The sequence below is a fragment of the Gordonia mangrovi genome (genome assembly GCF_024734075.1).
Taxonomy (GTDB): domain Bacteria; phylum Actinomycetota; class Actinomycetes; order Mycobacteriales; family Mycobacteriaceae; genus Gordonia; species Gordonia mangrovi.
Genome location: NZ_CP102850.1, coordinates 315290 through 334460, shown reverse-complemented (window position 1 = coordinate 334460; position 19171 = coordinate 315290). Strand labels below are relative to the sequence as shown.

At 67.6% G+C, this 19171-nt stretch carries 21 protein-coding genes; 14 read left to right on the top strand and 7 right to left on the bottom strand.

Going from position 1 to position 19171, the window contains the following annotated elements:
* Positions 1–375: 375 nt before the first annotated feature.
* Positions 376–705, top strand: coding sequence for a ferredoxin (gene fdxA / locus NWF22_RS01590; protein WP_160900918.1), 330 nt, complete (start codon positions 376–378; stop codon positions 703–705).
* Between the two features lie 9 nt (positions 706–714).
* On the top strand, positions 715–1836 hold the full coding sequence (dapC, locus tag NWF22_RS01585) for a succinyldiaminopimelate transaminase (protein WP_160900919.1): 1122 nt from the start codon (positions 715–717) through the stop codon (positions 1834–1836).
* Positions 1837–1870: 34 nt separating this feature from the next.
* Here dapC and dapD read toward each other — a convergent pair whose 3' ends face one another.
* Positions 1871–2839 carry a 2,3,4,5-tetrahydropyridine-2,6-dicarboxylate N-succinyltransferase gene (dapD, locus tag NWF22_RS01580; protein WP_160900920.1) on the bottom strand — a complete coding sequence of 323 codons (969 nt, stop codon included), beginning with the start codon at positions 2837–2839 and terminating at the stop codon, positions 1871–1873.
* A gap of 38 nt (positions 2840–2877) precedes the next feature.
* On the opposite strand from dapD, the gene NWF22_RS01575 reads away from it, so the two are divergent.
* On the top strand, positions 2878–3585 hold the full coding sequence (locus tag NWF22_RS01575; RefSeq protein ID WP_160900921.1) for a DUF6597 domain-containing transcriptional factor: 708 nt from the start codon (positions 2878–2880) through the stop codon (positions 3583–3585).
* Here the strand turns inward: NWF22_RS01575 and NWF22_RS01570 are convergent.
* Positions 3567–3977, bottom strand: a complete 411-nt coding sequence (locus NWF22_RS01570; protein WP_160900922.1) for a VOC family protein — start codon at positions 3975–3977, stop codon at positions 3567–3569. The genes NWF22_RS01575 and NWF22_RS01570 overlap by 19 nt on opposite strands.
* Before the next feature lie 136 nt (positions 3978–4113).
* On the opposite strand from NWF22_RS01570, the gene dapE reads away from it, so the two are divergent.
* From dapE to NWF22_RS01525, 9 genes are all read left to right on the top strand, one after another.
* A complete protein-coding gene (dapE, locus tag NWF22_RS01565; protein WP_160901441.1) occupies positions 4114–5214 on the top strand; it encodes a succinyl-diaminopimelate desuccinylase in 1101 nt (366 codons plus the stop codon).
* 17 nt (positions 5215–5231) lie between these two features.
* The gene (locus NWF22_RS01560; protein WP_160900923.1) at positions 5232–6059 is read left to right on the top strand and encodes an LOG family protein; all 828 of its coding nucleotides are present in this window, start codon (positions 5232–5234) and stop codon (positions 6057–6059) included.
* Positions 6056–6592: an LOG family protein gene (locus tag NWF22_RS01555; protein WP_160900924.1), complete on the top strand. Its 537-nt coding sequence runs from the start codon at positions 6056–6058 to the stop codon at positions 6590–6592. The genes NWF22_RS01560 and NWF22_RS01555 overlap by 4 nt, the downstream gene beginning before the upstream one ends.
* Before the next feature lie 96 nt (positions 6593–6688).
* Positions 6689–8485, top strand: coding sequence for a long-chain-acyl-CoA synthetase (locus NWF22_RS01550; RefSeq protein ID WP_160900925.1), 1797 nt, complete (start codon positions 6689–6691; stop codon positions 8483–8485).
* A 68-nt stretch (positions 8486–8553) separates the two neighbouring features.
* A complete protein-coding gene (folP, locus tag NWF22_RS01545; RefSeq protein ID WP_160900926.1) occupies positions 8554–9417 on the top strand; it encodes a dihydropteroate synthase in 864 nt (287 codons plus the stop codon).
* The gene (locus NWF22_RS01540; RefSeq protein ID WP_160900927.1) at positions 9414–10481 is read left to right on the top strand and encodes a glucosyl-3-phosphoglycerate synthase; all 1068 of its coding nucleotides are present in this window, start codon (positions 9414–9416) and stop codon (positions 10479–10481) included. The genes folP and NWF22_RS01540 overlap by 4 nt, the downstream gene beginning before the upstream one ends.
* A 73-nt stretch (positions 10482–10554) precedes the next feature.
* The gene (locus tag NWF22_RS01535; RefSeq protein ID WP_160900928.1) at positions 10555–10932 is read left to right on the top strand and encodes a DivIVA domain-containing protein; all 378 of its coding nucleotides are present in this window, start codon (positions 10555–10557) and stop codon (positions 10930–10932) included.
* Positions 10933–11093: 161 nt separating this feature from the next.
* The gene (locus NWF22_RS01530) at positions 11094–11261 is read left to right on the top strand and encodes a DUF3117 domain-containing protein (RefSeq protein WP_076479797.1); all 168 of its coding nucleotides are present in this window, start codon (positions 11094–11096) and stop codon (positions 11259–11261) included.
* Positions 11258–12184 (top strand): putative RNA methyltransferase, encoded by a 927-nt coding sequence (locus NWF22_RS01525; RefSeq protein WP_373692000.1) that lies wholly within the window; start codon positions 11258–11260, stop codon positions 12182–12184. Before NWF22_RS01530 ends, NWF22_RS01525 begins: the two co-directional genes overlap by 4 nt.
* Here the strand turns inward: NWF22_RS01525 and glgA are convergent.
* Positions 12171–13337, bottom strand: coding sequence for a glycogen synthase (gene glgA / locus NWF22_RS01520; RefSeq protein WP_202398185.1), 1167 nt, complete (start codon positions 13335–13337; stop codon positions 12171–12173). The genes NWF22_RS01525 and glgA overlap by 14 nt on opposite strands.
* Positions 13338–13464: 127 nt before the next feature.
* On the opposite strand from glgA, the gene glgC reads away from it, so the two are divergent.
* Positions 13465–14679 (top strand): glucose-1-phosphate adenylyltransferase, encoded by a 1215-nt coding sequence (gene glgC / locus NWF22_RS01515; protein ID WP_160900929.1) that lies wholly within the window; start codon positions 13465–13467, stop codon positions 14677–14679.
* A gap of 34 nt (positions 14680–14713) precedes the next feature.
* On the opposite strand, the gene NWF22_RS01510 is transcribed toward glgC, so the two are convergent.
* Genes NWF22_RS01510 through cofD form a run of 3 tightly spaced genes read right to left on the bottom strand, consistent with a single transcriptional unit; the run spans position 14714 to position 17675 of the window.
* Entirely contained in the window at positions 14714–15283 is a 570-nt protein-coding gene (locus NWF22_RS01510; protein ID WP_160900930.1) for an NUDIX hydrolase, read from the bottom strand.
* A complete protein-coding gene (locus tag NWF22_RS01505; protein WP_160900931.1) occupies positions 15280–16638 on the bottom strand; it encodes a coenzyme F420-0:L-glutamate ligase in 1359 nt (452 codons plus the stop codon). Before NWF22_RS01505 ends, NWF22_RS01510 begins: the two co-directional genes overlap by 4 nt.
* Positions 16635–17675 (bottom strand): 2-phospho-L-lactate transferase, encoded by a 1041-nt coding sequence (gene cofD, locus NWF22_RS01500; protein ID WP_160900932.1) that lies wholly within the window; start codon positions 17673–17675, stop codon positions 16635–16637. The genes NWF22_RS01505 and cofD overlap by 4 nt, the downstream gene beginning before the upstream one ends.
* Before the next feature lie 692 nt (positions 17676–18367).
* Here cofD and NWF22_RS01495 point away from each other — a divergent pair.
* Positions 18368–18625, top strand: coding sequence for a WhiB family transcriptional regulator (locus NWF22_RS01495; protein ID WP_171011557.1), 258 nt, complete (start codon positions 18368–18370; stop codon positions 18623–18625).
* Positions 18626–18687: 62 nt separating this feature from the next.
* Here the strand turns inward: NWF22_RS01495 and NWF22_RS01490 are convergent, their stop codons facing one another.
* The gene (locus NWF22_RS01490) at positions 18688–19134 is read right to left on the bottom strand and encodes a metallopeptidase family protein (RefSeq protein WP_160901444.1); all 447 of its coding nucleotides are present in this window, start codon (positions 19132–19134) and stop codon (positions 18688–18690) included.
* Between the last annotated feature and the right edge of the window lie 37 nt (positions 19135–19171).

The following is a 19171-nucleotide window of genomic DNA, read 5'->3' as shown; positions in this document are numbered from 1 at the left end:
AAGGACATGGCCGTCAGCCGCGGTGAATACGCACGGACACTCGAGGCCAGCGGTGCCGTCCACCGCTCGACCGCGTCCCAGCGAGGCGGCAGTAGGCGGTCGTACACGCCGTCGAGGATTGGACGCGCAGCGACCGCAACGATAGGCCATGGTGTGATCCGCATTACGTCTGGCCTCATGGAACGGGGGCGGGTGTCGAACCGGGGGGCGGCCGCCCGATACTCTTGGACACGGACTCATGTGTATGTGGCCCGATCGTTCGTGGTCGCCGCGCGGTCCGTGATCCGGTGCGTTCAGCCCACGCACCGACCCCGGCGACGACCCCCGTGACCGCGATCGTTGCCGGGCCGCGAGTGTTTTGCAGCGAAGGAGAGTGTGGTGACCTACATCATCGCGGAGCCTTGTGTCGACGTCTTGGACAAGGCCTGCGTCGAGGAATGCCCGGTGGACTGCATCTACGAAGGGGACCGGATGCTCTACATCCAGCCCGACGAGTGTGTCGACTGTGGTGCCTGTGAGCCGGTGTGTCCGGTCGAGGCGATCTTCTACGAAGATGATGTGCCCGACGAGTGGGAGCCATACGTCAGCGCCAACGCCGACTTCTTCGACGACCTGGGCTCGCCGGGTGGCGCGAGCAAGGTCGGCAAGACCGAGGCCGACCCCGCGTTCATCAAGGGGCTGCCGCCGATGAACGAAGAGGAATGACCTGACCCCGTGAGCACGTCTGGTTTCGCGACACGACGGCGGGTCAGCTCGGTACTCCCGGACTTCCCCTGGGACACCATCGGCGCTGCCCGCGCGCGAGCCGCCGAACACGCCGGCGGCATCGTCGACCTGTCGGTCGGGACACCGGTCGATCCGGTCGACCCCGTGATCCGCGCGGCGTTGGCAGCCTCCGCGGAGTTCCCCGGTTACCCGACGACGATCGGAACCCCGCAACTCCGTGCCGCCGCAGTGGGTGCACTGGAACGCCGGTTCGGGACCACCGGTCTCGACGAGTCCTCGATCCTGCCCGTCATCGGCACCAAAGAGGTGATCGCCGGGATGGTGTCGATGCTCGGTATCGGCGCCGGCGACGTGGTGGTGATCCCCGAGGTCGCCTACCCGACCTACGAGGTCGGGGCGCTGCTGGCCGGCGCCACAGCCGTGCGGGCGGATTCGACTGTACAGCTCGGCCCCACTGCGCCGGCGCTGCTGTTCCTGAACTCGCCATCCAACCCCACGGGCAAGGTGCTCGGCATCGACCACCTGCGCAAAGTCGTCGAATGGGCCCGTGAACGCGGCACGATCGTGGTGTCCGACGAGTGTTACCTCGGCCTGACGTGGGAGGGCGAGGCCTACTCGATCCTCGATCCCCGCGTCAGCGGCGGGGATCACCGCGGCCTCATCGCGGTGCATTCCCTGTCGAAGGTCTCCAACCTTGCGTCCTACCGCGCGGGATTTCTTGCCGGCGACCGGGAACTGATCGGCGAACTGCTCGCGGTCCGCAAGCATGCCGGGATGATGGTCCCGTTCCCCATCCAGGGCGCGATGGTGGCCGCCCTCGACGACGATGAGCACGCGCGCGTCCAGCACGAGCGCTACCGGGCCCGCCGTGAAGTGTTGCGCACCGCGGTCACCTCGGCCGGGTTCCGGGTCGACCACTCGGAGGCCGGCCTGTATCTGTGGGCCACCCGGGACGAGGATTCGCGCACCACCCTGGATTGGCTCGCCGACCGCGGCATCCTCGCAGCACCCGGCGACTTCTACGGCCCCGCGGGCGCGCAGCATGTGCGCATCGCACTCACCGCGACCGACGAACGCGTCGCCGCGGCCGCCGAGCGTCTGAACCGCTGACTGTGCCCGGTGGAAGACCGGGCACAGTCAGCGGTCAGTTGTGCTTGTGCAGCGCCTCGTTCAGCGCGATACCGTCGCCCTTCCACGGCACCACCTCGACCGCGCCGGTGAGGCTGTTGCGGCGGAACAGCAGGTTGGACTGTCCGGACAACTCCCGGGCCTTGACCGCAGTGCCGTCGGGACCGGTGACCTTCGTGCCGGCGGTCACATACAGACCGGCCTCGATCACACAGTCGTCGCCGAGCGGGATGCCGCAGCCGGAGTTGGCACCCAGCAGACAACGCTTGCCCAGCGAGATGATCTCCTTGCCGCCGCCGGACAGGGTACCCATGGTGGATGCTCCGCCACCGATGTCGGACCCGTCACCCACCACGACGCCGGCCGAGATGCGGCCCTCGACCATCGACGACCCGAGGGTGCCCGCGTTGTAGTTGACGAAACCCTCATGCATCACGGTGGTCCCGGGGGCGAGGTGCGCGCCGAGCCGCACCCGGTCCGCGTCCCCGATCCGCACGCCGCCGGGCAACACGTAGTCGACCATCCGGGGGAATTTGTCGATGCTGTACACGGTGACCGGACCGCGCGAACGCAGACGCGCCCGGGTGGTCTCGAAACCGTCGATCGGGCAGGGTCCGTGGTTGGTCCACACGACATTGGTCAGCAGACCGAAGATGCCCTCGAGGCTCGTGCCGTGCGGCGTCACCAGGCGGTGGGAGAGCAGGTGCAGGCGTAGGTAGACGTCGTAGGCGTCGACCGGCGCCGACGACAGGTCCGTGATCGAGGTCCGCACCGCAACGGTCTTCACACCGCGGGCGGCGTCCTCGCCGACCAGATCGCGCAGGTCGTGCGGGACGGCGTCACCGTCGAGTGTGATGGTCTCGCTCGTCGCGGGACTGTCGAGTTCCGGCTCGGGGAACCAGACGTCGAGGACCACGCCCGGGTCCGCGGACCCGCCGTTGGTCACCGTGGCAATACCGGTTGCGAAAGCGCCGTTAGTCGTCACGGGTGCACAGCCTACCGGGGACGGGTGATACTCGATCCATGGCCAGGGCGCAGTCAACGGACGCCGCACGGGGCACCGTGTGGTCGGCTCGCCACCCCGTCGGCCCGGCCGAGATCCTGCCGGATGGCTGCATGGACCTGATCTGGACCGGTCGGCGTCTGCTGGTGGCCGGTCCCGACACCCGCCCACATCATCGTGTCTGTGATGCCGTCGAGCACATGGTGGGAATTCGTCTCGCTCCCGGCGTGGCCCCCTGCGTGCTCGGTGTTCCGGCCCAGGAGCTCCGCGACCTGCGGGTGGATCTCACGGACCTGTGGTCGCCGGCGGACGCGGCGCCCTGGATCGAGAAACTCGCCGCCGCCGGACAACCGGCCGCGGTGCTGAAACGGCTGTCGGACACCCGACGATGGGAACTACCGGGGTGGGTCGCGCCGGTGGCGGTTGCGCTGGCCGACGGCAGCCGCGTCGACGACGCTGTCGACCTGCTCGGCGGCACGACCCGCACCTTCCATCGCCGCTCGCTACGGCATTTCGGCTACGGACCCAAGACGTTGCAGCGTATTCTGCGGGTCCGCGCGGCCCGGGCCGACCTCGCGGCCGGCGCCGAACCCGCTGCCGTCGCCGCCGATCGACGTTTCGCCGATCAGTCGCATATGCATCGGGAGTTCGTCGACCTCGTGGGACGCGCGCCGGGCACATTTGCACGCACGCCCGGGTCGGCCACGGATCAGTCGAGCGCGCAGTAGAAGTCGACCGGGTTGCCGTCGGGATCGCAGACCACCGCGTAGCGCTGGCCCCAGAACGCGTCGAACGGTTCATGGGCGGACAGGTGGCCGGCGTCGACGAGACGTGCGTACAGTGCATCCACCTGCGCGGGTGAGGCGCACTCGAAGGCCAACGCCATGCGATGACCACCCGACGGTGTGGTCCAGTCGGGCGTGAATGATCTGACGACGTCTCGGGTGTCGAACATGATCCGCAACCCGCCCACGGTGATGTCGGCATGTGGTTGGTCGTCGGCATCATCGGGAAATGTGAGGCCGCAGAGCCGGTAGAAGGCGAGAGTTGCGCCCATGTCGCGGGTGACGATGGACACGGCGTTGGGTACGGGAGTCGGGGCGGGGTCGACTGAGGTCATGACCGCGACGCTACTGCGCTGGGTGGTCGGGGTCTTGAACGTTTCGGACAGCTGCCACATCCGGCGTCGCCGGCGGGCCGAGATACCTCCCCGCGGTGGGCAGCAGCAGGATGCGGCCGACCGCTACGGTGATGGGATGACTGCTGCCGCTCTCGATCTGCATGCCGATCCGGTCGACCTGACCGCGGCACTCGTCGACATCCGGAGCGAATCGCGCGACGAGGCGGCCATCGCCGACGCCGTGGAGAGTGCGTTACGTTCCCAGACAACCGGTTTCGACATCGTTCGGCACGGCAACCGCGTGCTGGCGCGGACCGATCGGGGCCTGTCGAGCCGGGTGATCCTCGCGGGCCATCTCGACACGGTGCCGGTGGCCGACAATCTGCCACACCGCCGTACCGACGACGATCAGGGCGACGTCCTGCACGGCTGCGGCACCGTCGACATGAAATCCGGCGACGCGGTGTTCCTGCACCTCGCTGCCACCCTGGCCGACCCGGCACACGACCTGACGCTGATCTTCTACGACTGCGAGGAGATCGCCGCGAAGTACAACGGGCTCGGGGTGATCGAGCGAGAACTGCCGGACTGGCTGCACGGCGACGTCGCCATCCTCGGGGAACCGACCGGTGGTCTCATCGAGGCGGGTTGCCAGGGCACCCTGCGGGTCCGGCTGTCGGCGGCCGGCGTACGCGCTCACTCGGCGCGATCGTGGATGGGTGACAACGCCATTCACAAACTCGGCGGTGTGCTGACCACACTCTCGGAGTACCGGCCACGGACGGTCGACATCGACGGCTGTGCATACCGGGAAGGGATGTCGGCGGTCGGTGTCGGCGGCGGTGTCGCGGGCAACGTGGTGCCCGACGAGGCGCATGTCGACGTGAACTTCCGCTTCGCGCCGGACCGCAGTATCGATCAGGCGGTCGGGCATGTCCGAGAGGTGTTCGCCGACGACATTTCCGGTGCCGAACTCGGTTTCGAGGTGACCGATTCGGCGGCGGGAGCCCTGCCGGGGCTGTCGAACCCGGCCGCAGCCGCGTTGGTCGATGCCGCCGACGGCCGATTCCGGGCGAAATACGGGTGGACCGACGTCTCCCGATTCTCGGCGTTGGGCATCCCGGCGGTGAACCTCGGCCCCGGCGATCCGAGCCTGGCCCATCGCGTCGACGAACGGGTGCCGGTGGCCCAGATCGGGCAGGTCGCGGATCTGCTGCGCGCATTCCTGTCCGGCTGACCGATAGCGAGAATCTCATGTCCTCCACCCAGTACGACTCCGACCCCGACGAGTCGGGTCGTCACCGCGCAGACAATCCGTCGGCGGGCCTGGAAACCTGCTACGTCGGTCCGATCCGCGTGCGTCGGGAACCCGATGAGGCGGCAGAGACCACCGACCGGCGCCTTCTCGAGTGGGTCGATCCGCGGGACCGGGCCCTGCGGGCCGACCGCACCATGCGCGACTCGTGGCGGGTCTTGCGCATCCAATCGGAATTCGTCGCCGGGTTCGATGCGCTGAGCGAGGTCGCCGAGGCGGTCACCGTCTTCGGGTCGGCCCGCTTGGTTCCCGGCAGCGACGAATTCGATCTGGCGATCCGCCTCGGTCGGGCGTTGGGCGAGGCCGGCTACGCGGTCATCACCGGCGGTGGTCCCGGCGCGATGGAAGCGGCGAACCGAGGAGCATCGGGCGCCGGTGCGCAGAGCATCGGGCTCAACATCGAGTTGCCCTTCGAACAGCACCTCAACGAGTGGGTCGATGTGGGCATGAACTTCCGGTATTTCTTTGTGCGCAAGACGATGTTCGTCAAATACGCGCAGGCCTTCGTGTGCCTACCCGGCGGCTTCGGCACCCTCGACGAGATGTTCGAGGCACTGACGTTGGTCCAGACCAAGAAGGTCGTGCGGTTTCCCATCGTGCTGATCGGTCGGGACCACTGGGCCGGGCTGCTGGAGTGGATGCGTGATGTATTGCTGGCCAAGGGGATGATCTCGGCCGACGACCTCGACCTGCTCTTCGTGGTCGACGAGCCCGCCGAAGCGGTCGAGATCATCGCCGCCGCGGCCGCCGGGCGCGGTGATCGATGAGCGCGATCTGTGTCTACTGCGCCTCCGGCCCGGTCGATCAGAGCTATCTCGATCTCGCCGCCGATCTCGGCGCCGCGATCGCCGCGGCCGGTCACACGGTGGTGTCCGGTGGCGGCAACATCTCCATGATGGGTGCCCTCGCGGAGGCGGCGCGGGCGGCCGGCGGCACCACTGTCGGGATCATCCCGCGCGCGCTGATGGAGCGTGAGGTGGCCGACCTCGGTGCCGACGAACTGGTGGTCACCGACACCATGCGCGAGCGCAAGCGACTGATGGACGAGCGGGCCGACGGCTTCATCACCCTGCCCGGCGGGATCGGCACGCTCGAGGAGCTGTTCGAGACGTGGACCGGAGGCTACCTGGGCATGCACAGCAAACCGGTGGTGCTGCTGGATCCGACCGATTTCTATGCGCCGCTGCTCGGCTGGCTGGATGATCTGTGCGGGCGAGGATTTGTCTCCCGACGTGCGCTGGACCGACTGCTCCTTGCCCGATCCATCCCGACCGCGATCGAACTTGCTACTGCTCGGTAAGGTAGTGCGCACAGCGGGTCGCGGCGTGTGCCCACGGCGCCCCACCAGCGTGAACGCCCGAACAGAGCCAACACAAGGATGTGGAGTAGAGATCTGATGCCGAGCAGTGACACCCACACGGACGCACCCAAGGCCCAGCCGGTCCGGCTGACCGACCTGCTGCGGGGAGTGGTCAAGATGGCGCCGCACGCGCTCAACATGATCAAGCACGCGCCGGGTCTGATCCACCGCCCGCCGGAGGCCAAGCGGACGATCGGTTCGGTCTTCCAGAAGCACGCGGCCGATCACCCCGATCGTCCGTTCATCCGCTTCGAGGGTCGGTCGATGACGTACGGCGAGGTGAACCGCCGGGTCAACCGCTACGCCGCGCTGCTGGCCGACAAGGGGGTGGGCACCGGTGACGTGGTCGCCATCCTGTCGAAGAACAACCCGACCGACCTGATGCTGATCCTCGCGACGGTGAAACTCGGGGCCGTGGCGGGCATGCTGAACTACAACCAGCGCGACAAGGTGCTGGCGCACAGTGTGTCGCTGCTCGAGGCGAAGGTCTTCGTGCGCGATCCGGACTGTGCCGAGGCCTTCGAGTCGATTCCGGCCGACGTCCTGCCGCCGCATGTCTTCGACTTCGCCGAGTTCGACGCGGCCGCCGAGGGGCGTGCCGAGGACAATCCGGCGATCACCGAGAGTCTGCCGGCGTCGACCAAGGCGTTCCTCATCTTCACCTCGGGCACCACCGGTATGCCCAAGGCCAGTGTGATGAGCCACAACCGGTGGCTGGCGAATCTCTCGGGAATCGGTGGACTGGCAGTCCGGCTGCGACACAACGACACCATGTACGTCCCGCTGCCGCTCTATCACAACAACGCGCTGTCGGTGTCACTCGGCTCGGTTCTCGCCTCGGGTGCGTGTATCGCGATCGGCCGGTCCTTCTCGGCCTCCAGGTTCTGGGACGACGTCATCCTCAACCGGGCCACCGCGTTCTGCTACATCGGTGAATTGTGCCGCTACCTGTTGGCGCAGCCGGAGAAGCCCACCGATCGCCGCCATGCGGTGAAGGTGATCATCGGCAACGGTATGCGCCCCGAGATCTGGGATGAGTTCGCCGAGCGTTTCGGCATCGACCGCATCGTGGAGTTCTACGGCGCCAGCGAACTGAACCTCGCGTTCGTCAACGCATTCAGTGTGAAACGCACCGCGGGTTTCTCTCCGCTGCCGTACAAGATCGTCGAGTACGACGAACACGGCGAACCCGTGCGCGATGCGAACGGACGCCTCACCGCGGTGGGCAAGGGAGGAGTCGGTCTGCTGATCGCGGAGATCAGCGAACGGGTGCCGCTCGACGGCTACACCGACTCCGACGCCACCGAGAAGAAGATCATCCGCGACGCCTTCGATGACGGCGATGCCTACTTCAACTCGGGTGACCTGGTGCGCGATCTGGGCTACGCGCACATCGCCTTCGTCGATCGGCTCGGTGACACCTTCCGCTGGAAGGGCGAGAACGTGGCCACCACCGAGGTGGAGGGAGCGCTCGATTCGCATCGAGCGGTCGCGCAGTCCGTGGTCTACGGCGTGGAGGTCCCCAAGACCGACGGCCGCGCCGGGATGGCCGCGATCAAACTCCGCGAGGGTGTCGATCTCGACCCGACCGAATTGTCGAGCCACCTGTACTCGCATCTGCCGTCGTATGCGGTCCCGCTCTTCGTGCGGGTGGTCGACCATTTCGAGCAGACCTCCACGTTCAAGAACCGCAAAGTGGAGCTACGCGACGAGGGCTATTCCGACACCGGCGACGACCCGCTCTACGTGTTGGCCGGTCGCGACAAAGGCTATGTCGAGTTCTATGCCGATTACCCCGACGACGTCGCGAACGCGAAGGCCCCGACGGGCTGAGTCAGCGGCATCCTGCTGGTCGAGCGCAGCGAGGAGCCGTATCGAGACCCCTCGTTACCCTGGCAGACATGCTCCCCACGCTGTGCGGCAAGTCCGTGGCCACCGACCGCGCCCTGGTGATGGCCATCGTGAACCGGACGCCCGACTCCTTCTACGACAGGGGCGCCAGCTTCACCGACACGGCTGCCCAGGAGCGGATCGCACAGGTCGTGGCCGAGGGAGCCGACATCATCGACGTCGGTGGGGTGAAGGCCGGGCCGGGCGACGAGGTGGATGTGGCCACCGAGACCGCGCGGGTGGTGCCGATGATCGGCTGGATCCGCGAGCGGTTTCCGGATGTGTTGATCAGCGTCGACACCTGGCGCGGCGAGGTGGCCGAGCAGGCGTGTGAGGCGGGTGCGGATCTGATCAACGACACCTGGGCGGGTGTCGACCCGGGGTTGGTGAAGGTGGCCGCGGCGCACGGTGCAGGCATCGTGTGTTCACACACCGGTGGGGCCACCGTCCGGACCCGGCCGCATCGCGTCGCCTACGCCGATGTGGTCGCCGAGGTTGTGGCAGACATCACCGAGGCGGCCCGCAGAGCCGCCGATGCCGGTGTCGCACGTGACTCGATCGTGATCGATCCGACACATGATTTTGGCAAGAACACCCACCACGGGCTTGCCTTGTTACGCCACGTAAACGTTCTTGTTAATACCGGCTGGCCAGTGCTTATGGCACTGAGCAACAAGGACTTTGTAGGGGAGACTCTGGGTGTGGATCTCGATGCTCGGCTGGAGGGAACCCTGGCCGCGACCGCTCTGAGTGCCGCTGCCGGCGCCCGGATCTTTCGCGTCCACGAAGTTGCCGCCACCCGTCGCGTGGTCGACATGGTCGCTGCCATCGCGGGAACACGCCCTCCCGCCCGAACAGTCAGGGGACTCGCATGACCGAACAGGTACGTCGAACCCAACAACAACGTCGGCCGGCTCGTGCCGGGGGTCGCACCGCGACCGTTGCCAACAATCGGGACAAGACCACCATGTGGCCGACACCGGCGGACACCATGGGTGCCAAACAGCGGTGGTCGGCCACCAACACGTGGGAGCAGCCGGACTGGACCATCGACGAGCTCGTCGCGGCCAAGGACGGACGCACCGTCTCGGTGGTCCTGCCCGCGCTCAACGAGGAGGAGACCGTCGCCGACGTCATCGCCTCGATCCGGCCGCTGTACGGCACCCTCGTCGACGAACTGATCGTCCTGGACTCCGGCTCCACCGACGCCACTGCAGAGCTGGCGCGGGAGGCCGGCGCCACGGTGGTCAGCCGTGAGGAGGCGGTGCCCGGTCTCGAACCCGTCAAGGGCAAAGGCGAGGTGCTGTGGCGGTCGATCGCCGTGGCCACCGGTGACATCATCGCCTTCGTCGACTCCGATCTCATCGACCCGGACCCCATGTTCGTGCCGAAGATGCTCGGACCGCTGCTCGTCGACCCCAAGATCCAGCTGGTGAAGGGCTACTACCGCCGGCCGCTGCGCACCGGGGGTCAGCAGGATGCCAACGGCGGCGGCCGGGTCACCGAGTTGGTCGCACGTCCGTTGCTCGCCTCCCAGCGGCCCGACCTCACCGGCGTTCTCCAGCCCCTCGGCGGGGAGTACGCCGGCACCCGCGAACTGCTGTCGTCGGTGCCCTTCGCGCCGGGCTACGGCGTCGAGATCGGGTTGCTGATCGACACGTTCGACCGCTACGGACTCGACGGCATCGGTCAGGTGAACCTCGGGGTCCGGACCCACCGCAACCGTCCACTGATCGAACTGGGTGTGATGAGCCGGCAGATCGTGGGCACACTGATGCGTCGCTGCGGGATCGACGACTCGGGCATCGGACTGACCCAGTTCACCGCCGAGCCCGACGGCTCGTTCACCCCGCACACCACCGAGGTCTACCTCGAGGACCGGCCGCCCATGAGCTCTGTCATCCTCGAGGAACCCGACGACGAGGAGATGGCGTCCTAGCGGGTCATCGGCTCACCGCTGAGGCAACGACCGTCGCGACCCGTCCGACCGGACGTCTGCCACTATTGGTGCCATGCAGACGATGCTGCTGTATCTGCTGATCATGGCCGTGGTGGTCGCGGCGGTCTTCGCCGTGGTCTGGTTCGTGTTCGGTCGCGGCGAGGAGGTGCCCCCGATCGATCGGGGTACCACGCTGACCCGTCTGCCTCGCGCCGGCATCACCGGAGACCACGTCCGCGGCCTCGTCTTTCGGCAGAATCTGCGGGGTTACTCGACGGCGGAGGTGGACTGGGCGATGGAGAAGCTCGCCCGGGAACTCGACGAACTGCGCGGGGTGGTGCTCGACCTGCAGGCACGCGACTCGGCAGACGCGCAAGCGGTGCGCGACGACTCCGATGTCCTCGACGCGGCGAGTCCCGACGTCTACCCACCCCGCACCGACACCACGTGACAGACCGGGCGTGAGGAGACCGCTTTCGGCACGTCGCGGCACAGTGCAGCGGTGATCGCCGACGCCACCACGTATCATTGTCCTGGCACCTGTAGCAGTCCGTTCGATGCACCGGATGTCGTTCCACACCGTGTGGCGGATGCTCTGAAAGGAGTTCGAGAATGGCGGCGATGAAGCCACGTACTGGGGATGGCCCCCTCGAAGCGGCCAAGGAGGGACGTGGAATCGTTGTCCGGATTCCGATCGAAGGTGGTGGACGCCTGGTGGTGGAACTGAGTGCCGACGAGGCAGCTGCCCTCGGTGAGGAACTGCGCGGAGTCACCGGCTGAGCCGATCAGATGATCGGCAGTCACCGCTGCACGTCGCCGGGTCCGCGCTACGGTGTCCTGTCTGTTCCGCCGCCCTCGAGGTCGCCGGCGACGATCGATCGCTGATCTGTGTGGCGTCGCACCGATTCGACATCGCCCGGCAGGGTTATGTCTCGCTTCTCGATGGCCGATCGACACCTCATCGCTCCGACACCGCCGCAATGGTCGCCGCGCGGCGTCGTGTCCACGAATCCGGACTGTTCGACCCGGTTGTCCGCGCGGTCGCCGACGCTTCGGGCACACCGACAGACCGCGCCGGAACATCCGACCGGCCCCCGCTCGTGCTGGACGCGGGCGCCGGAACCGGTCGCTACCTCGCCGGCGCTCTCGCCGGTTCCGATGCGTGGTGGGGAATCGGCCTGGACCTGTCCAAATACTGCGCGCGCGCCGTCGCGCGCGTCCATCCGCGTGCGGCGGCGGTGGTCGCCGACATCTGGCGTCCGTTGCCGATCCGTACCGCGTCGGTCGGTGTCGTCCTCTCGGTGTTCTCACCCCGCAACATCGACGAGTTCGCCCGGGTACTGCATTCCGGTGGGGTGCTGGTGGTGGTGACACCCAACGCCGACCATCTCGCCGAGATCGTCGGGCCGATGGACATGTTGGGCATCGCGGAGGACAAGGACCAACGGCTGCGTACGGCGCTCGGTGACCGTTTCGAGATCACTGCGGAGCACGAGGTGCGTCACCGCGCCGATCTCGATGCGACGGCCATCGGCGACCTGGTGGCGATGGGGCCGTCGGCCTTCCATCGCACCGCCGACGAGATCCGGTCCGCCGCCGAGGCGGTGACCCACGGATCCGGTCGATCAGCGGTGTCGGTGTCGGTGTCGGTGTCGGTGACGGTCTGCCGGCCGACCCCACCAGGACCCCTCACTGCAGAGTGAGTCGATAGACCTCGAGAGTTTGTTCGGCGATCGACGCCCAGGAGAACTCCGCCTGCGCACGTTCGCGCCCCGCGGTGCCCATCGCCTCGGCGTCGGCCGGGTTCGCCACGACGGCGTTCACCGCCTCGGCGAGGCCCACCTCGAACGCACGGGGCTCGACCGGGTCGTAGGGCACCAGGCGTCCGCTGACGCCGTCGCGGACCACCTCCGGAATACCGCCGACCGCCGACGCCACGACCGCGGTGCCGCACGCCATCGCCTCCAGGTTGACGATTCCGAGCGGTTCATAGATCGACGGGCACAGAAAAACGGTTGCTGCGGTGAGGATCTCGCGAATCCGAGGTTGCGGGAGCATGTCGCGTACCCAGAACACGCCGTCGCGGGACTCCGCTAGTTCGCCGACCGCCGCCTCGATCTCCGCGCCGATCTCCGGGGTGTCGGGAGCGCCCGCGCACAGGACCAACTGGATGTCCGGGTGGAAGTGGTGGGCGGCGGCGACGAGGTGGGCGACGCCCTTCTGGCGGGTGATCCGACCGACGAATGCGACGATCGGGCGGCTCGGGTCCACCCCGAGTCCGACGAGCGCCGATTCCGGTCCGAACGGGTCCTCCACCGGGAACCAGCTCGTGGTGTCGATGCCGTTGCGCACCACGTGAACCCGCTCCGGATCCAGACGGGGATAGGTGTTGCAGACATCGGTGCGCATTCCCGAGCTGACGGCGATGACAGCGTCCGCGTACTCGACGGCATTGCGCTCCACCCAGCTCGAGACGCGGTACCCGCCGCCGAGTTGCTCGGCCTTCCACGGCCGCATCGGCTCGAGGGAATGGGCGGTGAGCACATGCGGAACACCGTGCAGCGCAGCCGACAGGTGGCCCGCCAGACCCGTGTACCAGGTGTGTGAATGGACGATGTCTGCGCGCTGGGACCCGATGGCCATCCGCAGGTCCGTCGACAACATGGTGATCGCCGCATTCGCTCCGGCCAGGCCCGGATCGGGCTGGTAGACGTGCGCCGTCTCCCGGTCGGCACCCATGCAGTGCACATCCACCGTGGTGAGTGCGCGCAGATGTCTGACGAGTTCCGTGACGTGTACGCCGGCACCGCCGTACACCTCGGGTGGATATTCCCGGGTCATCATCGCCACCCTCATGGGCACGACGCTAACCGGATCGTCGCGACTTCGCCATCGGTGCCGGAAACTGGTGTCGCACGACACCGGGGGCCGGTAGCGGCCATTCACCTAGCCGCGACGTTCGATGCCAGTTAAGTTGGACCATGTGAGATCACAGCCGCACGTGCTCGGAATCGTTCTCGCAGGCGGTGAGGGGAAGCGCCTGTACCCCCTGACGATGGATCGTGCGAAACCGGCGGTGCCATTCGGCGGTTCCTACCGCCTGATCGACTTCGTGCTCTCCAATCTCGTCAACGCCGGCTACGAACGCATCTGTGTTCTCACGCAGTACAAGTCTCATTCACTCGACCGTCACATCTCCCAGACCTGGTTCTCCTCGGGCTTTCACGGCGAGTACATCACCCCGGTGCCCGCGCAGCAGCGGCTCGGCCCGCGCTGGTACACCGGCAGCGCCGACGCGATCTTCCAGTCGATGAACCTGATAACCGACGAGCGGCCCGAGTACATCGTCGTCTTCGGTGCCGATCACGTCTACCGGATGGATCCCTCGCAGATGGTCGAGGCCCACATCGATTCGGGCGCCGACGTCACCGTCGCCGGCATCCGGGTCCCCCGGGCCGAGGCGACCGCGTTCGGCTGCATCGACTCCGATGCGTCGGGCCGGATCACCCGATTCCTGGAGAAGCCGGCCGAGCCGCCCGGGACCCCGGACGATCCCGACGTCACCTTTGCGTCGATGGGCAATTATGTGTTCACCACCGATGCCCTGGTGGATGCGATCCGCGCCGACGCCGCCGACTCGGACTCCGACCACGACATGGGTGGCGACATCATCCCGGCGTTCGTGCGACGGGAACGCGCATACGTCTACGATTTCAAGGACAACGAGGTGCCGGGGGAGACGGAGCGGGACAAGGGATACTGGCGAGACGTCGGTACGCTCGACGCGTTCTATGACGCCCATATGGATCTGGTGTCCGTGCATCCGGTCTTCAATCTCTACAACCAGCGCTGGCCGATCCGGGGCGAGACCGTCAATCTGCCGCCCGCGAAGTTCGTCCAGGGCGGTACCGCGCAGGATTCGGTGGTCGGCGCCGGCTGCATCATCTCCGCCGGGACCGTCAGTGACTCGGTGCTGTCGGCGAATGTGGTCATCGAAGACGGTGCGATCGTCGAGGGCAGCGTGCTGATGCCCGGCGTGCGGATCAGCAAGGGCGCCGTGGTTCGTCACGCCATCCTCGACAAGAACGTCACGGTCGGTGAAGGGGTGCAGCTCGGGGTCGACGCCACCGCCGATCGGGAGCGATTCTCGGTGAGCGGCGGGGGTGTCGTGACCGTGGGCAAGGGTTTCCGCGTCTGAGTCCACGTCTGCGACGCCCGCAGGACCGTATCGGCTACCGAAGGACGTCGAGGCCTTGTCGGATCAGCTCCGGCACGTCGGCGTTGTCGGCGTTGTCGGGAAGTGCGTCGATCGACCACCACGCCAGATCGATCGACTCGTCGCTGCGCACGATCGGTGGGGGCGATCCGTCGGGGGTCGGCTCGGCGACGGCGGCGTAGCGCACGTCGAGATGCCGGGTCGGCAGGCCGAGCGAGCAGGTGATCGGGTGGGTGTGCAGGTGCACCGGCGACGACGAGAGATGCAGGGTCGCGATACCGGACTCCTCGCCCGCCTCCCGGGCGGCTGCGTCCGCGATCGTCGCGTCGTCGGGTTCGCAGTGGCCGCCGAGCTGAATCCACTTGCCCACCCGCGGATGCAGCGTCAGCAGCACATGGCGCAGCGTCGCGTCGAAGACGATCGCCGACGCGGTGATGTGGCCAGGTTCGCTGGCACGCAGACAGGCATCCGGGGACGCGGCCAGGAATGCGAGGTAGGTGTGTCGCAACGAGTCCTGCTCGGCCCCGGGAGCACCCCACGACTCCAGGGCGGCCACCGTCGACGCATGCAGCGACGACACGCTCATCGCTCGATCACCAGGCCCGCGGTGTCGGCGGGTGCGCGCGTCGGGCTGTCGGTCAGCGGTCGGCCGACGGCGACCGCACCGAGCGGGTGCCAGCGGGCGTCGAGCTCGAGCACCCGGCGCACCACCTCCGGTGCGAAGATGGTGGAACCGATCCAGCAGCTGCCGACCCCGCGCACCGACAACGCCACCAGCAGTGCGTTCACCGCGCCGCCCGCGGCGACGGTGAACATCGTGTGCTCGGCGGCGTTGCGTCGCGCGTCGGGATACTCGTGGGCGCCGTCGGGAACCAGGAAGGGGATCACCAGCTCCGGTGCGTCGTAAAGGATCTGGCCTCGGTTCAGTCGCCTGGTCACCGACTCCGGTGACTTCGCATCGCCCTCCAGATCGACACGCCAGGCCTGCCGCATCTCGTCGAGCAGCTGCGCTCGTCGATCCCCGGACCGCACCCAGACGAAGCGGACGGGATGGGTGTGGTGGGGGGCGGGCGCGGTCAACGCATCCGCGAACGCGGCGTGCATGATCTCGCTGTCGATGGGTTCGGGCGCGAACGACCGGACCGATCGGCGGGTCAGCAGCGCCTCGCGTCGGCCGACCTCGATCGCCTCGGCGGTGCCGAGCCGGAACAGATCCTCCTCGGCGGGCCGGACCAGGTCGGCCGCTCGCGAACCATCGTCGATGGGATCCAGGCCACGGATCACCGCCACGGGCACGCCGCCGAGTTTGCCCTTGACGAGGTCGGCCGCAGCGGCGATCTCGTCGGCGACGGCGATGTCGGTGACGATCAATGGGTTGCCGTGCGCATCGACGCGGCCGTCATAGGGATGGGAGACGGCCACCCCCGCTGAACCGATCGCGACGTCGGTCTGGCCGTTGCGCCAGGCCCGGCCCATGGTGTCGGTGACCACCACCGCCACGTCGAGCGCGGCCAGCTCCCGGAGGCGACTCCGGAGGGCGGCCGCGCTGGCGTCCGGGTCGACCGGCAGCAGTGCGAGTCGGTCGGTTGCGACGTTTGAGCCGTCGACCCCGGCGGCGGCCTGCACGAGGCCGTTGCGGTTCTCGGTGATCAGGGTTCGGTTCTTGCGCGCCAGAACCCGCACCGATTCTGCCTCGATCAACCGGCGGCGCAGGGCATCTCGCTCATCGGGGTCGGTCGGCGCGGTCACCATGCGCCCCTCGACCTTGGAGAAGATCTTGCTGGTCGCCACGATCACGTCGCCGTCGGCGAGCCACGGGGCCGCGGCGAGGAGTTCGGCGGCGATGTCCATACCGGCCGCGAACTCGCCGAGGCCGGTGACCGGCCGGATCTCGAGGCCGGCGGTCGCCGCGTGATCGACCGGGCCGGTTTCACCGGTCATGACGGCTCTCCGGCGGGGCCGAGGTTCACGTCGGGAGTGGTGACGCCCACGAGTGCACACGCATCGCGCACCATCTGCGCGGTGGCGGCCGGATCGCTCATCAACAACGGCGCCGAGCCGATGGCGATGCCGTCGACGACGGCGTGGTCGCCCTCGGCCACGAGCCAGCCATCGAGGATTCCGTTGCCGCTGCGGGCGCCGTAGTGGGCCGCGATGGCTTCTGCGGAGGACTGCACACCGATCACCGACAGGCATTCATCTGCCATCCCACGCAGCGGCCGATTGTCGATCACCGGAGAGATGCCGACCACCGGCGCGGATGTGGTCCGCAGCGCACTGCGGATGCCGGGCACGCTCACGATTGCGCCGATGCTGACCACCGGATTGCTCGGGGCGATCAGTACGACGTCGGCGTCGGCGATCGCCTCGGCGACCCCCGGTGCCGCCCGGGTGTCGTCCGAGCCGACCTGTGCGAATCCGAAGGTGGGTATGCGGGCGCGATGGCGGACCCACCATTCCTGGAAGTGGATCGCCACCCGGTCGCCCTCGTCGCCGTCGGGTTTGGCCACCACCACATGGGTCTCGTGCCGGTCGTCGGTGGCCGGCAGCAAGCGCACCCCGGGCTGCCATCGGCGACAGAGGGCGGCGGTCACGTCGGAGAGTCGGTAGCCGGCATCGAGCATCTGGGTGCGGATCAGATGGGTGGCCAGGTCGCGGTCTCCGAGGCCGAACCAATCCGGGTCGGCACCATAAACGGCCAACTCCTCCTTGGCGTGCCACGTCTCGCCCGTCCGGCCCCAGCCGCGGGTGGTGTCGATGCCGCCGCCGAGGGTGTACATGCAGGTGTCGAGGTCCGGGCAGATGCGCACACCGTGCATCCAGGCATCGTCGCCGACGTTGACGATCGCGGTCACCTCGTGCTCCCGGCCATCGGCATCGTCGACCGGATCGGGAAAGGGTGTGGGGCCGAATATCTCCCGCACGCCGGACAGGAAACGGGCGCCACCGACGCCGCCCACGAGGACCGTCACTCTCACCTTGTTCACTCTAGTGATGTCCGGACCGGATCTCGCGACCGCGGTGCGTCCGCCGAAAGGTGGAGGTCACGGTGGGTGGGGAGACAAGGGGGCGTCCATCTGCCGCGGCATTCGCTATCATGGGTGCCACTCTGGGGGGAGGAGATCGACAATCTGTGAGATTGCAGATGTCCACCCGCCGGTCCGTGTCGGACCGAGGGATCCCGAATACAGGTGGTAATAAGGAATCTTTCGGTTTAACTTGACCGCGATGGCCTCGGCCGTGTGTAATCACATCAGTGTCATTCCGAGTTTCGAGATCGAGAATCGATGGAGCGCAAGGCTTTCGCTCACATGTTCGAAGGGCTCGGAGGGTATGCACCCGGACACGCGGTGAGATCGACGGTGTGGGCAGATGCGGCGGAGCGGCAGGGTGGCCGCATCCGGCGGTAACTGGAACTGACAGACTCTCGAGCTAGGAGGCGCCGACGATGGCTTTTGAGAACCCGATCGGCAATCCCCTTGAACCACGTAATGTTTCCGATCAATACAGCCCTGCCGCGCCGATCGATCGGACGGAAGAGCTTGCCGGGGCCGACATGGGGATCAATCCCATTGGGCTGGCCCCTGATTCGTCCATGCCGACGATGATCAGCGTGGATTCCGCTGAGCCGGTGGAGAATTCGCCGTGGCCTCAGCGCCGCCATCTTTCCCTGGTGCCCAATGACTTCGACGACCTCTTCGACGCGGTCGAGGAGCAGTGGCAGGACCGCGCGTTGTGTGCGCAGACCGATCCGGAGGCCTTCTTTCCCGAGAAGGGCGGGTCGACGCGCGAGGCCAAAAGGATCTGCCAGGGCTGCGAGGTGAAGTCGGAGTGCCTCGAGTACGCACTGCACAACGACGAGCGCTTCGGCATCTGGGGCGGCCTCTCCGAGCGTGAGCGGCGTCGCCTCAAGCGCGGGATCATCTGACCCGCTTCATCTGACCGGACCGGATCGTCCCGATCGCGCGGCCGGGGTCATCGGGCCGGCACTCACTCCGGTCCGCGGTCGACGGTGTCCTCGTCGACGCCGAGGTGGGTGGCCACCTGCTGGACCAGCACTTCGTGCACCAGCTCCAGCAGATCGGCACCACGCTTGGCGCGGATCTCCAACGGCCGACGAAACAGGATGATCTGGGCCCGGGTCGGTTGACCGGTCACATCGACGCCGGCGGGAATGAGGCGGGCCAGCGGTACGGCACCGTCGGCGGTGACCTCGTCGGGCCACTGGATCGACTCCGGATCTCTCGGCAGCATGCGCGGGATGTCGTCGACGGCGATGTCGAGTCCCACGAGTTGCTCGTGCCAGCGCGCATCGATCTCTGCGAACGCTTCGAGCGCGACCACGTCGAACGAATCGGCCCGGCTGGCGAACGCCGGCACCGACTGCGGCAACAACGGTGAGCGCAGGCCTCGCCCGCGCCGGTCGCGCACTCCCATCCGCCGGCCGGACCGACGGGCGGGCCCACCGGTTCGC

Excerpts from the sequence above, each read along its gene's own strand:
- NWF22_RS01575 (WP_160900921.1), top strand. The coding sequence starts at position 2,878 with ATGGCCAGGGCGCAGTCAACGGACGCCGCACGGGGCACCGTGTGGTCG.
- NWF22_RS01570 (WP_160900922.1), bottom strand. The coding sequence starts at position 3,977 with ATGACCTCAGTCGACCCCGCCCCGACTCCCGTACCCAACGCCGTGTCC.
- dapE (WP_160901441.1), top strand. The coding sequence starts at position 4,114 with ATGACTGCTGCCGCTCTCGATCTGCATGCCGATCCGGTCGACCTGACC.
- NWF22_RS01560 (WP_160900923.1), top strand. The coding sequence starts at position 5,232 with ATGTCCTCCACCCAGTACGACTCCGACCCCGACGAGTCGGGTCGTCAC.
- NWF22_RS01555 (WP_160900924.1), top strand. The coding sequence starts at position 6,056 with ATGAGCGCGATCTGTGTCTACTGCGCCTCCGGCCCGGTCGATCAGAGC.
- NWF22_RS01550 (WP_160900925.1), top strand. The coding sequence starts at position 6,689 with ATGCCGAGCAGTGACACCCACACGGACGCACCCAAGGCCCAGCCGGTC.
- folP (WP_160900926.1), top strand. The coding sequence starts at position 8,554 with ATGCTCCCCACGCTGTGCGGCAAGTCCGTGGCCACCGACCGCGCCCTG.
- NWF22_RS01540 (WP_160900927.1), top strand. The coding sequence starts at position 9,414 with ATGACCGAACAGGTACGTCGAACCCAACAACAACGTCGGCCGGCTCGT.
- NWF22_RS01535 (WP_160900928.1), top strand. The coding sequence starts at position 10,555 with ATGCAGACGATGCTGCTGTATCTGCTGATCATGGCCGTGGTGGTCGCG.
- NWF22_RS01530 (WP_076479797.1), top strand. The coding sequence starts at position 11,094 with ATGGCGGCGATGAAGCCACGTACTGGGGATGGCCCCCTCGAAGCGGCC.
- glgA (WP_202398185.1), bottom strand. The coding sequence starts at position 13,337 with ATGAGGGTGGCGATGATGACCCGGGAATATCCACCCGAGGTGTACGGC.
- NWF22_RS01510 (WP_160900930.1), bottom strand. The coding sequence starts at position 15,283 with ATGAGCGTGTCGTCGCTGCATGCGTCGACGGTGGCCGCCCTGGAGTCG.
- NWF22_RS01505 (WP_160900931.1), bottom strand. The coding sequence starts at position 16,638 with ATGACCGGTGAAACCGGCCCGGTCGATCACGCGGCGACCGCCGGCCTC.
- NWF22_RS01490 (WP_160901444.1), bottom strand. The coding sequence starts at position 19,134 with ATGGGAGTGCGCGACCGGCGCGGGCGAGGCCTGCGCTCACCGTTGTTG.